This is a genomic window from Bacillus atrophaeus (assembly GCF_039519175.1).
GTDB classification, from domain to species: domain Bacteria; phylum Bacillota; class Bacilli; order Bacillales; family Bacillaceae; genus Bacillus; species Bacillus atrophaeus.
On record NZ_CP154443.1, the window covers coordinates 618,698 to 631,905 of the forward strand.

The 13,208-nt window shown below is 45.1% G+C and carries 13 protein-coding genes; 5 read left to right on the forward strand and 8 right to left on the reverse strand.

Annotation, left to right across the window (positions count from 1 at the left end):
* Positions 1-195 precede the first annotated feature (195 nt).
* Complete coding sequence (locus tag AAHT65_RS03260; protein ID WP_343310975.1) at positions 196-912, forward strand: C39 family peptidase; 717 nt, start codon at positions 196-198, stop codon at positions 910-912.
* A gap of 272 nt (positions 913-1,184) precedes the next feature.
* Positions 1,185-1,850, forward strand: coding sequence for a pectate lyase (locus AAHT65_RS03265; protein WP_010790048.1), 666 nt, complete (start codon positions 1,185-1,187; stop codon positions 1,848-1,850).
* Positions 1,851-1,869: 19 nt separating this feature from the next.
* Here the strand turns inward: AAHT65_RS03265 and AAHT65_RS03270 are convergent, their stop codons facing one another.
* The 5 genes from AAHT65_RS03270 to hprK are packed head-to-tail and all read right to left on the reverse strand — an operon-like array spanning position 1,870 to position 5,757.
* The gene (locus tag AAHT65_RS03270; RefSeq protein ID WP_343310976.1) at positions 1,870-2,388 is read right to left on the reverse strand and encodes an acyltransferase; all 519 of its coding nucleotides are present in this window, start codon (positions 2,386-2,388) and stop codon (positions 1,870-1,872) included.
* A gap of 3 nt (positions 2,389-2,391) precedes the next feature.
* Positions 2,392-3,045: a pyrophosphatase PpaX gene (gene ppaX / locus AAHT65_RS03275; RefSeq protein WP_003326772.1), complete on the reverse strand. Its 654-nt coding sequence runs from the start codon at positions 3,043-3,045 to the stop codon at positions 2,392-2,394.
* Entirely contained in the window at positions 3,042-3,980 is a 939-nt protein-coding gene (locus tag AAHT65_RS03280) for a nucleoside recognition domain-containing protein (RefSeq protein WP_343310977.1), read from the reverse strand. Before AAHT65_RS03280 ends, ppaX begins: the two co-directional genes overlap by 4 nt.
* Before the next feature lie 23 nt (positions 3,981-4,003).
* A complete protein-coding gene (lgt, locus tag AAHT65_RS03285; protein WP_094232845.1) occupies positions 4,004-4,813 on the reverse strand; it encodes a prolipoprotein diacylglyceryl transferase in 810 nt (269 codons plus the stop codon).
* A gap of 11 nt (positions 4,814-4,824) precedes the next feature.
* On the reverse strand, positions 4,825-5,757 hold the full coding sequence (gene hprK / locus AAHT65_RS03290; RefSeq protein ID WP_003326768.1) for an HPr(Ser) kinase/phosphatase: 933 nt from the start codon (positions 5,755-5,757) through the stop codon (positions 4,825-4,827).
* 189 nt (positions 5,758-5,946) lie between these two features.
* Here hprK and nagA point away from each other — a divergent pair, with 189 nt between their 5' ends.
* From nagA to AAHT65_RS03305, 3 genes are read left to right on the forward strand one after another with little or no spacing between them, the layout of a single operon-like run.
* Positions 5,947-7,134, forward strand: coding sequence for an N-acetylglucosamine-6-phosphate deacetylase (gene nagA / locus AAHT65_RS03295; protein ID WP_094232846.1), 1,188 nt, complete (start codon positions 5,947-5,949; stop codon positions 7,132-7,134).
* Positions 7,134-7,862 carry a glucosamine-6-phosphate deaminase gene (gene nagB, locus AAHT65_RS03300; RefSeq protein ID WP_343310978.1) on the forward strand — a complete coding sequence of 243 codons (729 nt, stop codon included), beginning with the start codon at positions 7,134-7,136 and terminating at the stop codon, positions 7,860-7,862. The genes nagA and nagB overlap by 1 nt, the downstream gene beginning before the upstream one ends.
* Before the next feature lie 13 nt (positions 7,863-7,875).
* On the forward strand, positions 7,876-8,607 hold the full coding sequence (locus AAHT65_RS03305) for a GntR family transcriptional regulator (RefSeq protein ID WP_088118049.1): 732 nt from the start codon (positions 7,876-7,878) through the stop codon (positions 8,605-8,607).
* Positions 8,608-8,621: 14 nt separating this feature from the next.
* On the opposite strand, the gene AAHT65_RS03310 is transcribed toward AAHT65_RS03305, so the two are convergent.
* The 3 genes from AAHT65_RS03310 to AAHT65_RS03320 all read right to left on the reverse strand — a co-directional run bounded on the left by AAHT65_RS03310 (position 8,622) and on the right by AAHT65_RS03320 (position 13,206).
* The gene (locus AAHT65_RS03310; protein ID WP_343311500.1) at positions 8,622-12,440 is read right to left on the reverse strand and encodes a metallophosphoesterase; all 3,819 of its coding nucleotides are present in this window, start codon (positions 12,438-12,440) and stop codon (positions 8,622-8,624) included.
* A gap of 211 nt (positions 12,441-12,651) precedes the next feature.
* The gene (locus AAHT65_RS03315; protein WP_094232849.1) at positions 12,652-13,011 is read right to left on the reverse strand and encodes a phage holin family protein; all 360 of its coding nucleotides are present in this window, start codon (positions 13,009-13,011) and stop codon (positions 12,652-12,654) included.
* On the reverse strand, positions 13,012-13,206 hold the full coding sequence (locus tag AAHT65_RS03320) for a PspC domain-containing protein (RefSeq protein ID WP_003326760.1): 195 nt from the start codon (positions 13,204-13,206) through the stop codon (positions 13,012-13,014).
* Positions 13,207-13,208: the final 2 nt, after the last annotated feature.

The window sequence follows — 13,208 nt, forward strand, 5'->3', positions numbered from 1 at the left end:
GATAATATGCTAACAGATAAAAGAATGAAAATCAATAACAGCTTTTTATCTCATCACGCCCATATTTTTACCCTCTCTGTAAATATGAAAAATTGATGAACAAATCATTAAAGTCCTTGAACATGTCTTATTGCGAAAAGTTTGCATGCTATAATACAAACAAGCATTTTAGATAGGAAGAGACAGGAGAGTAAGATGAAAATACTGCGAACTTTATTTGTGCTCATTTTGATTTCTGCCGCGTTATTTGTCGGCTTTAAAATGTATACACAAGATATAACGATCCCTTTTTTGAATCAGGATAAAAGCAAAACGTTGACATTAAAAGGCAGCGCCTCTCCGCTTGATGTCGTGCTTTATAATCAAATGGATTCGCCAAAGCTCTATAACGGCTGTGAGGTAACTAGCCTTGCCATGGTGCTGCATTACGCGGGCTACAACGTGTCAAAAAACACGCTGGCCGAGAATATCCCAACCGTTCCTCTGACTTACAGCAGCGGCTTGAAAGGGGATCCTAATGAAGGTTTTGTCGGTGATATGGAAAACGGCCCAGGTCTCGGCGTATACCACGAACCGATCTACAAACTGGCCAAAAAATACGCTGGCAGCGATGTAAAAGATTTAACAGGCCAAAATATAAAAGCGGTTTACCGTGAGCTAGAGCAGAGACGTCCTGTCTGGGTCATTACCACATCTAAATTCGCTCCGGTTGATAATATTGAGACGTGGAAAACTTCAAACGGCAATGTGGATATCACATACAGCGTCCATAGCGTTGCAGTGACCGGATATAATGAGGATTATGTATATGTGAACGATCCGTACGGCCATAAAAACAGAAAAACAGATAGGAAGAATTTCGAGAAAGCTTGGAAGCAAATGGGCAGTCAGGCGATCGCCATTGAGAACTAGGCAAAAAGCGCGGGGATTCCGCGCTTTTTCAATTTGCATTCCGACTATATACACCCATTAACCTTACAAAATAGAGATTAAGACAGTCAGTCATTTACATACATCGACACATTTTTTATTTTTTGTCAGAATATTCTTTACATTATAAACCCAAAATTTATAATAAAAAGTAGATTCACACATTGTTCTGTTCTAAATTGAGAAAAGCCCGGAGCAAAGTGTGAAGCTTTTCTCAAATCATTTACAGTATATAAATTACGGGAGGATCAAAATTGAAAAAAATCGCTTCTATATTACTGATGCTCGGTCTGTTCATTGGTTTATGTCAATTCCAGCCTTCAACCGTTTTTGCTGCTGACGAAGTCGTGCAGCAAACAATTGTGGTGCCTAAAAATACAACGTATGACGGAAAAGGAAAGCGCTTTATTGCAGGTTCTGCTTTAGGGGATGGGAGCCAGAAAGAGGGTCAAAAGCCAGTTTTTAAGGTTGAAGACGGCGCGACGTTAAAAAATGTCGTTCTTGGCGCACCTGCTGCTGACGGCGTTCACACATACGGCAATGTCAACATTACAAATGTCGTGTGGGAAGATGTCGGTGAAGATGCATTAACGGTGAAAAAAGAAGGAAAAGTAACAATTGACGGCGGTTCCGCCCAAAAAGCATCCGATAAAATTTTTCAGATCAATAAAGCCAGTACCTTTACAGTGAAAAATTTCACAGCGGACAATGGAGGAAAATTCATTCGCCAGCTCGGCGGCTCCACATTCCATACTGATGTCATCATTGACAGATGCACCATCACAAATATGAAGGAAGCGATTTTCCGCACTGACAGTAAAACAAGTACTGTCACAATGACAAATACACGCTATTCCAATGTCGGCCAGAAATGGATCGGCGTTCAGCATGTAACTGAAAAAAATAATACTCCATTTTAAAGGAAAGCCCGCCGATTTCTTAATCAGCGGGCTTTCTCATTCGCTCTTGCATTTCTTCCTTGGTATTAATGATCTTCATCGGGTTTCCGCCGACAAAGGCACCCGCGGGGACATCTTTATGGACCAGCGTGCCTGCTGACACAATGGCGCCGTTTCCGATTTCCACACCGGGTAAAATCGTGGTGTTTGCTCCGATCATAACTTCATCCCCGATAGATACGTTTCCGATTCGGTATTCTTTGATTAAATACTCATGAGCCAAAATGGTCGTATTATAGCCGATGATCGTATTGGTTCCGATGGAGATTTTCTCAGGAAACATGATGTCAGGCATTACCATCAGCGCAAAGGATGTCTGTTTTCCAATCTTCATCCGTAAACATGTACGGTACAGCCAGTTTTTCATTGCTATAAACGGTGTATATCTTGCTGTCTGGATGACAATGAAATTCTTCACAACCTTAAAAAAAGGAACCGTTTGGTAAACATGCCAAAGCGAATTGGCACCTGATACCGGATGACGATCAGTTTTTCTCACAGATTACTTCACTCCAACGATTTGTAATAGATCACTCATTTTTTCAAGCATGTAATCAGGCTGATGCTTTGCAAGCTCTTCCGCCCCTTTTATCGTCCAAGCGACTCCGGCCGTAGCCGTGCCCGCGTTTTTGCCGGCCAGTACGTCGTGGTAATTATCGCCGACCATGATGGCTTCGCCCGGTTTGCTGCCGATCTGCTCGAGTGCTAAAAGAACGGGTTCCGGATCGGGTTTTGGCATTTTGACATCATCCATTGTAACGATGACCTCAAAAAATTGGCCGAGATTTGTCAGCTTAAGACCCATATTGACAGTATCTCTAATTTTCGTCGTCACAATCCCCAGTTTATACCCCGCTTTTTTCAGTTCGTCAAGCGTCTCATAGACCGTCTCATACTCAGTTACAAGCGTATCATGCTTCTCATGGTTAAAGGCTCTGTACATTTGTATCATTTCATCACATTTTTCAGCATCCATACGCGAAAACGTTTCGAAAAGAGACGGGCCGATAAAGGCAAGCACATCCTCACGTGTAAAACGCTCCGGATAATAGTGGTCAAGCGTATGGAGAAATGACGCGATAATCAATTCGTTCGTATTAATAAGAGTACCGTCTAGATCAAACAAAATGGTCGTTACTTGTTTAGTCTCAGTCATACAGCTTCCTTTCCAACCATTGTCGGTTTCAGTTTTTTCCACATATAGGCAATGGCCATTGTCAATAAGATAGCTGTGGTGACACGTATGAAAAGCAGCGGCCATACCGGTATGCCGAGCGGAATAAAGACGAGCGTATCTTCGACGACCGCATGGCAGGCAACGAGGAAAATAAACGCGAGCGTCATATCCCTCCTGCTCACACCGTCATCCTCGACCGCTTTAATCATCACACCCGCTCCGTAGGCTAGACCGATTGTCAGCCCCGCAACCATTGTCATTGACGTGTTTTTATTCATCCCGAGCATCTGCGTAAACGGAGACAGCCACCTCGAAAAAGTGTTCAGCCAGCCCAAGTCCCTCATAAACTGAATCACAATCATCAGCGGAATGACGATCGCAGCCAGCTGCAAGACACCAAGCCCGGCTTTTGTCAACGCTTCCGTAAACATGGCGAGCCAGCCGTCAGGCGCTTCACTCTTTGGAGCGATGAAACCATATTGCGCTGTTTTCTGTCCGCCGTGCCACACAAGATGAATGATAACGGCCGATACTGCCGCCAATCCGATACGAACAGCCAATATCACGCCTATTTTGATGCCGACCTTTGCGGCGACTGTCGATTCAATAATTAAGTTATGACAAAATGAAAGCATTACAGCCAATATAAAGACTTCTTTGACTGATAAATCAAGGGTTAGAATCCCCGCAATTCCGGCATACAGATTCAGCATATTGCCGAGAACGAGCGGAATCGCCGCTTCGCCGGAAAGGCCGAATAATCCCATAACCGGTGAGATCAGCTTAATCAGCCAATCCATGACCGGCGTATGCTGCAGCAGAGTAACAAGCAGCGTCACCGGGAAAATGATTTTTCCAAGTGTCCACGTCGTATGAAGACCTGCCGTCAGGCCATCCCGAAAGATTTTCTTCATCCCCATCTCCCCTTTGAAATCGTCTACTCAGCGTATCTTTGCGCTGAATATCCCTTAACCCGTCTGACGATGATCACAACGATTGCCAATACGATCAGAACAATCGAAATCACCTGCGCCATCCGCAGCGTATCAGTCAGCATTAAGCTGTCAGTCCGCATTCCTTCGATAAAGAAACGGCCGATTGAGTACCAAATGATATAACCTAAAAACAGCTCGCCCCTCCGCAGATTCGCCCGGCGGAGCCATAACAGAATGATCACACCGACAAAGCTCCATAATGACTCATATAAAAAAGTAGGATGATAATATTGTCCGTTTATGTACATCTGGTTAATAATAAAGTCCGGCAGATGCAGACTTTCTAAAAATCCCCTGGTCACAGCTTCTCCGTGCGCTTCCTGATTGACAAAGTTGCCCCAGCGGCCGATCGCCTGACCGAGCAAAATGCTTGGCGCTGCAATATCAGCAAGCTTCCAGAAAGAGAGATTCTTCACTCTGGAGAATACATACCCTGTCACAATCGCACCGATCAGACCGCCGTGAATCGCGATGCCGCCATTCCAGATCTGAATGATCTCCCCCGGGTGCTCAGAATAATAATCCCATTCAAATATGACATAATATGCCCGCGCGCACAGAATTGCAATCGGAATCGCAAACAGGACGAGATCAATGAAGGTATCTTTCTGCAAACCTCGTTTTTCACTTTCCTTTATCGCTATCCATAAGCCCAGTAGTGCGCCTATTCCAATGATAATCCCATACCAATGAACGGCAAAAGGCCCCAGTTCAAAAGCAATCGGATTCAGTGGTTTTATCGCTTCATTCATATTGCCAACTCCTATTCGTCTTGTTCGCCGTCTTCAATGACATCCGCCAGCTTGCTTGTGAATTGCTCAGCTGCGTTCAGGCCCATCCGCTTCAATCGGAAGTTCATGGCGGCCACTTCAATGATGACAGCCAAGTTTCTGCCGGGGCGTACTGGAATCGTCAGTTTTGTAATGTCTGTATCAATAATTTTCATCGTTTCTTCTTCCAGGCCGAGACGGTCATATTGTTTCCCCTGCTCCCAAAGCTCAAGATTCATCACGATTGTAATTCTCTTATTGCTTCTGACGGCGCCGGCTCCAAACAGTGTCATAACATTTATAATGCCAAGCCCTCTGATTTCAAGCAAATGCTCTATTAAATCAGGCGCGTTGCCGACAAGTGTATCCTGATCTTCCTGTCTGATTTCCACACAGTCATCCGCAACAAGGCGGTGGCCTCTTTTCACAAGCTCCAAGGCTGTTTCGCTTTTCCCTACGCCGCTTTTGCCGGTAATCAGCACGCCGACGCCATATATATCAACCAGCACTCCGTGAATCGCAGTGGTAGGCGCAAGCTTGCTTTCAAGGAAGTTTGTCAGTCTGCTTGACAGCCTTGTCGTTTTCAGCGGCGACCTGAGCACCGGCACTCCGTTTGTTTCGGACGCCTCTATGAGTTCAGACGGAATCTGCATATCTCTCGAAAGGATAATAGCAGGCGTCACATCCGTGCATAGTGAATTCATTCTCTGTTTTTTCTCATCTTTTGGCAGCTGTTCAAAGAAAGAAAGCTCTGTTTTTCCCAGCAGCTGCACACGTTCCCTCGGGTAATATGTAAAATATCCCGCAATTTCAATGCCGGGTCTTGATAAATCGCTCATCGTAATCGGGCGGTTAATTCCTTCTTCACCGCTGATTAGTTCTAAATTGAACTGTTCCATCACATCTTTTGTCCGAACTTTTGCCACGATATGTTCCTCCTGTTCCGGGCTGATCCAAGCTTGCTCACAATATATTTCATTTTATCACTTTCAAGTATGAACCTAAAACACATTTTATAAAAGAGAAAGAAACAAGGTGAGCAGTGGTCTAGATAACTAGTCTTAAAAGGGGTAGAATAAAAGGTAACAACAGTTTCCTGAAAGGCGGGATGAACGATGGAAGAAAGTCTCCTCATCAGCAATGTTCATATTGTCACGGAGAATGCCATCATTAACAACGGTTTTGTCGGGATCAGACAAGGAATCATTACTTCCGTGTCAAAAGAAAAACCTGCTGAACCTTATGATAACGAAATGCACGCGCCGGAAGAATCATTCCTGCTCCCAGGGATGATTGATATTCACATTCACGGCGGATATGGGGCTGATACAATGGACGCAAGCTTTTCTGCTCTCCGCACATTGTCCGCTCGTCTTCCTGAGGAAGGGACGACAAGCTTTTTAGCCACAACCATTACCCAAAACCATGAGCAAATTGAACAAGCGTTGCTCAATGCGAAGGAATGGAAGGCTGCTGAAGGCTCCTCGGCACCAGGCGCAGATATGATCGGGATTCATTTAGAAGGCCCCTTCGTCTCCCCGAAAAGAGCGGGAGCGCAGCCGAAAAAATGGATCAGGCCGGCTGACCTTACACTCTTTCAGAAATGGCAGCAGCTGGCGGACGGTTTGATTAAAATCGTGACGCTTGCGCCTGAAGAAGATAAGGACTTTGAACTGATTCGTTATTTAAAAGAACAATCCATCATCCCTTCAATGGGACATACCGATGCGGACTCAGAACTCCTATTAAAAGCCGCCGAAGCAGGAGTTCAGCACATCACTCACTTGTATAATGCAATGAGCCCGTTTCATCACCGCGAACCGGGAGTTATGGGCACCGCGCTTACACATGACGGGTTTTTCACAGAGCTGATCACTGACGGCATTCATTCCCACCCGTTAGCCGCAAAGCTTGCCTTCTTGGCGAAGGGCAGTAAAAAGCTTCTGATGATCACTGATTCGATGCGCGCGAAAGGACTTGAAGACGGTGAATATGATTTCGGCGGCCAAAATGTGACTGTCCGGGACAAAACAGCTCTTCTTTCTGACGGGACGCTTGCCGGATCTATTTTAAAGATGAATGAAGGCGCCGGACATATGCGAAGGTTTACAAACTGCACATGGATGGATATAGCGAATATGACATCTGCAAATGCGGCAAAGCAGCTCGGTCTTTTCCACCGAAAAGGCAGCGTTGCAATAGGCAAAGACGCCGACGCCGTGATATTGAACAGCAAATGCGAAGTGCTCTTGACCATTTGCCGCGGAGAAATCGCTTTTCAATCAAAGGAGGCTGACTGGTAATGAATATATTCGAATGTGATTATTATGAAGATCTAAGCAAAAAGGCTGCCGACATTATAGCGGAAACAGTTCGCCAAAAGCCGGATGCCGTCCTCGGACTGGCGACTGGCGGAACACCGGAGGGCGTGTACCGTGAGCTGGTTCGGCTTCATAAAACAGAGGGTCTTTCCTTTAAAAACATTACAACGATTAATCTGGATGAGTACGCCGGAATTTCTTCCGAGGATCCAAACAGCTATCATCATTATATGAATACTCATTTGTTTCAGCATATCGACAGCGAAAAAACCAGGAATTTTCTGCCTGATGGGAAAGCCGAGGACGTTGAAGCTGAGTGCGAACGATACGACAGACTTATTGACTCGCTCGGAGGCGCGGACATTCAGCTTCTCGGTATCGGGCAAAATGGCCATATCGGATTTAATGAACCGGGAACATCATTCAAATCACGCACCCATTCCGTGGAGCTGAACGAACAAACAAGGCAGGCAAATGCGCGATATTTTCCTTCCATTGATGACGTACCGAAAAAAGCGATCACGATGGGCATTGAAACGATCTTGTCCAGCAAGCGCATCGTCTTAATCGCTTCAGGAAAAAGCAAAGCCGCCGCTGTAAAAACGCTTTTAGACGGCAAAATCAGTGAAGAGTGCCCTGCATCAGCGCTGCATTTACATCCTCATGTCTCAGTCTTGATTGATAAAGAAGCCGCTTCACTAAGACATTGAAAGGATCTGACACATGCACATTGATAAACAATCTCCCATTCCGATTTATTATCAGATTATGGAGCAATTAAAGAGCCAAATTAAAAACGGAGAGCTTCAGCCGGATGCGCCGCTGCCTTCTGAACGCGAGTATTCCGAACAATTCGGCATCAGCAGAATGACGGTGCGGCAAGCTCTGTCAAATCTTGTGAATGAAGGCTTTCTATACCGGCAAAAGGGACGCGGAACCTTTGTCAGCAGGCCGAAAATGGAACAAACGCTCCAAGGGCTGACAAGCTTTACCGAAGATATGAAAAGCCGCGGAATGGTGCCGAGCAGCAAACTTGTTGACTATGAGCTTATTGACTCTACAGCGGAGCTTGCCAGCATATTGGATTGCGAACACCCGTCCAAAATCCACAAAGTCATTCGCGTCCGGCTCGCCAATGATATTCCGATGGCGATTGAAGCTTCCTACATTCCGTTTGACATGGCCGGTGAGTTACATGACTCGCATTTCCAAACATCCATTTATGAACACATCGAACAATACAACAGCTCGCCAATTTCTCATGCCAAGCAGGAGCTTGAACCGAGCGCGGCAACTCAGGAAGAGGCAAAATTGCTGGAGATCAAGAAGGGGGCGCCCGTTCTCCTGATCAAAAGAACCACCTACCTGCAAAGCGGGATTGCCTTCGAGCATGTAAAATCAATCTACCGGGGCGATCGCTATACATTTGTGCATTATATGGACCGGCTTAAATAAAAACATCTCCAATCCTAAGGATTGGAGACATGCCTGAAATCAAACTGATCGGGAGCCGGGCGCTGTTTTGCTTTCTTCGTAGCCAATTTCCAGATCGGTGATTTTGTTTTGCCGTTATATGCATCTTCAACGATTGTGTACCAATAATATATGGAATTCGGCTGAAGATTCTCCCACTCGAATTCTGCCGTATCTCCGCTTTTCACCTTCTCTTTTTTACCGAGAAGACTGTCAGTATACACATTTAATTCAAAGTAATCGGTTTCTACCTTTTTCGTTCGCGGCTTCAGCTTCATTCCAATAGAGAATTCATCCTTATTGCCGTATGTTTCGGTGTCATAATAATTCTGGTCATCCAGATACGGAGAATAGGTTGATACATGCACTTGATCATTCGCTTGATCAAATTGCATGATCCGTACATAACCCTGTCCTCCCTCAGGCCCTCCTTGATAATCAGCCAGCATTTGATGGACAAGGCGGTCAGGCTTACCGTCCCCATCATCATCAAGGGCATCCGTTTTTCTCATGGCGCTATGGTAATGGCCGCTTAACACCGCGACAACGTTTCGATTCGGTTTGACTACGTTTTTGAAAATTTTCTCTCCGATCGGGCTTCTGTTTCCGCTCACCAGCAAATATTCATGGAAAGAGAGAATCGCCGTACGGTCGGGATATTTTTTCAATACTTGATTGAGCCAGGCAATATCTTCATCTGTGATACCCCAGCCCATATACAACATAATAAAATCGTTGCCGTTGCTCGATATTAAATCGTAATGGCCGCGATTATTTTTATACGATTCACCGTAATGCAGCTTCCCTTCAAAGCGATGGCTGCCGAAATATTTGCCAAAAGCTTTATAAGATCCGTCTTTATGGCCGACATCGTGATTTCCCGCTAATACGCCGTACGGAATGCCGCTGTCATCCAGCACACGCATCGACCTGTCGGCGTTTTTCCATTGCTTTTCCTGTACAGAATCATCAACAATATCTCCTGTATGGAAGACATATTTAATATTGAGCTTCTTTTGATTATTTTTGATCCATGCCGTTTGCTTATCAAAAATGTGCGGATAGCTTTCCGCGTAATATTGCGTATCCGACATCCAGACAAAGGTATACATATCCTTTGGCGCCGGGATTTCATCCTGTACAATCACATTCATTTTCGCATGTCTGACATAATCGGCGGCAGTTACAGAAGCCTTTAGGGTAAATTGTTTTTTGTCTTTTGCAACAAAGCTGTCTATCGCCTGCCATTGAAGCATCCGGTAATTCCAAGCATACATGGTCACTTTTCTTCCCGGCAGTGAGCTTCCCTTCCAGACTGCCTCTGTCACATCATTTCCGTCAATTGACGGATCCACCTCCACTTCAAACCGATGATAAGGAAATAGGTTCTGATGTTCAGTTTGTATCGTCTTTCCGTCAGCAGCTGAAATCTGTTCCATCTCTCTATTTGAAAGCAGCGACTCACTTGGCGGTATAAAGCTTTTAGGCGGTTCAGTCAATGAAGCATGTGTAAAGACTTTCATGCTGCCGCGGTCACGCGCCGTATATTGAAAGCCCTGATAAAAGGAAATATCCATGTCGTCCTTTGTCGGATCTTTTACCCGTACAGAAACACGTGCTTTATCCTTCCCGGCTTTGCTTTCCGCGAGTTCCGGCTGCTCAGGATGCTCTTCTTCTGTGGTAAACGTGCGCTCTGTCACCGTCTCATTTCCCGCCAAATCAACGGCTGTTATTTTCAGCACGTGTTTTCCGGGAGCAAGCTCCGAACTCGATGTATGATAAGGCAGCGTAATATCTTCATTATCAAGTGAAGCCTTTACCTCTTCAATCTTGCTCCACTTATCATAAATATCGGCTTGAAGAACAACATTTCCTTTATAGGTTTGTCCGCCGGTAATGTTCGGCTTAATTGCCGGTCCTGTATTATCCACCCGTACCGTCAGATTGAGCTCTTCCTTACCGTCGGAGGCTGCGATAAGATGGACTCCTTCAGACAGCTTTGCCGTGTCCAGCTCAAGCAAGCGCGACGTAAACAGCTCGTCCGGGAGATGAAAGTGAAACTGCCTGCTTTTATCTGAGCGCTGATTATCCCCGATAAATAGTTCCTTATTCGGTAAAATCCTTGAATCCCTGAGGACGGTACCGTCTGATAATACCAATCGGACGTTTTTCACCAAGAAATCATCGCGATTTTCTGCCGTATCGAACGGGGATACCTTTGAACCCGATCGAATTGTGATGCGCTGCTGCTGTTTTCCTTTTTGCAGGAGCGGCTCCGGAAGAGGAACGGAATATGTCCGGTATCGGTGAGTGGTGTCATCAAAAATTTTCAGCACCTTGTCTCCCATTATCACAGCATTTTTAAAATAGAGATTCGTTTTACGGGTGTCAAACGCAAAATACGCCTCCTTTTCCATTGACGGCTCTGTCTTTTGTTCTTTTCCGTCAATCCACAGCTTTATTCTGTCCGTTCGTTCATCAGACGTTGCCTTCAGATATTGAACTCCAGATAATGTATCGCGATTTTCAAGATTCACCCTAAGACCGTGCGACTTGCTTGTTTGCTTAATATCAACCATTTTGACCGGTGTTTTTGCTTCATTCGTCCCGTCACCCGCGGCCACGTAATACTCAAGCTGATCCTTTCCAATCAGTTCCGGGGAATAAACGATATAATGATACAAATTGTCGTTGCGGTCTTTTTCAGCAAAAATGCGCTTGAACGGCTTTGTCTCATCCGTCCGATAATAAAAGGCCGCCGTTTTGACAAGGCTGCGGTCGTGTATATCAGCCCGTAATTCAATGCTTTCAGCAGGACGGACAGGCTTACGGTCGGTTAAATCCTCAATGACCGGCTTTTCTTTGTCGGGCATTGTTGTCCGTTTTTGCTCCGGCACCTGCGCCTGCAACACCGAACCCGGCGCAGGCTTTTTCTCTCCGATTGAGATATTCAGCAGCTCCGTTGTGCCGTTGAGCGGGTATTTGTAAAGCACCGATGACAGCCGCTGTAAGACATTTTTCCGATAATGCGCTACTGCTATATCTTTTCCCGTATTGGTTGATATGGCAACCGCGCGCGGCCGGGAATTGGCCATCCCTTCTGTGCCTTCGATAACAGTCAGGTTTTTTCCTTCAATCAAAGACGTACGATAGTACTGATTAAAATCATCCGCCGTTAATTCAGCACTTACTTGATTTTTCAGCCAAAAAACGTGCGACCCGCCTGATGGGATTATAATATGTTCATTTTCAGGCTTCCATATCAAGTCTGATTCAGGACCTTCCTTCGGGTAGCGGTACCGAATATTGTAATCTTTAAAATCAATGGACCTGTCAGTCGTGTTGTAAATCTCAATAAACTCAAAGCCATCGGCTCCCCCGGCGTTTTTCGTATCAATGGCAAGCTCTGTGATCAATAGCTCCGGAATATGGTCCAGATCAGCCCGATAGCCTTCTAGCTTCAGCTTCTTCGTGTCCGTTTCCACCTGCTGTTTTCCGTTGGAGAGCACGATATAATATTCAATCTCGCTATTCCATATAGACCGCTTCGGAATCCGCGCGATAAATTGCCGCAAAACCCCGGGACCGGCATCCATCGGCACCATCTTATAGCCCAGTTCATTACTTTGTTTATAAAACAGAAAGGCAGAAAAAGCTTGATACTCAGGGTCACGCACTTGAGCCTGAATGAGCAGGTTTTCCTTCATTTCAGACTTCACTTCAATTTGAGGAGGGTTTTCAAGCAGCGGTATGTAATGTGGCGTTTGGACAGATTCCTGTTTCAGAATAGGAAATGAAGGTCCGTTATTTTTCATTGGCAAAAAACCTTCGGCGCTCACAGCGGGAACAAAACCGAACAGGCTGATAAGAACCAAAATGAGCATTTTATATTTCACAAAAGCACCTCCCTCTGAATGTATTTTGCGTCGGGAGGATGCAGCTTATGTAGTTTTTTATGTAAATGCACCATTAAATTGAAATTTCTTTAAAAGACATAACAAAAAAGCCGCCAGATCGGCGGCTTTTTTATTTTTTTCCAAGCGGTTCTAAAATTCCCTTTTGAATCAGCAGATGAAAAACCGAGAGTACAACTGACGCCCAGATCGCCGTGCCGAAGCCGTCGATTTGGAAGTTGTCTCCCATCAGTGCCGCGGTCATCATCAATGTAATCGCATTGATGATAAATAAGAACAGACCAAGCGTTACCACTGTGACAGGCAATGTTAAAATGATTAAAAATGGCTTGACCAGCACATTTAAAACAGACAAAATGAGGCTGGCAATAATGGCCGCTCCAATACTGCTGACATGAACAGAATCAAAGTATCCGGCAATAACAATTAGTAATAATGCATTAACTAAAATGCTGACTGCCCATTTCACCATTTATCCGATTTCCTTTTCTGACGGAACGGCAAAAATCCATATGATATAAACAAGCGGAACGATTCCGCTTGTAACGAATGCTAAAATCACTGTAATAATTCTAAGCAGTGAAGCGTCCATATTTAAGTAATCGGCAAGCCCGCCGACTACACCGGCTATCATCTTATTCTTTTTCGAACGATAAAGCTTTTTCATTT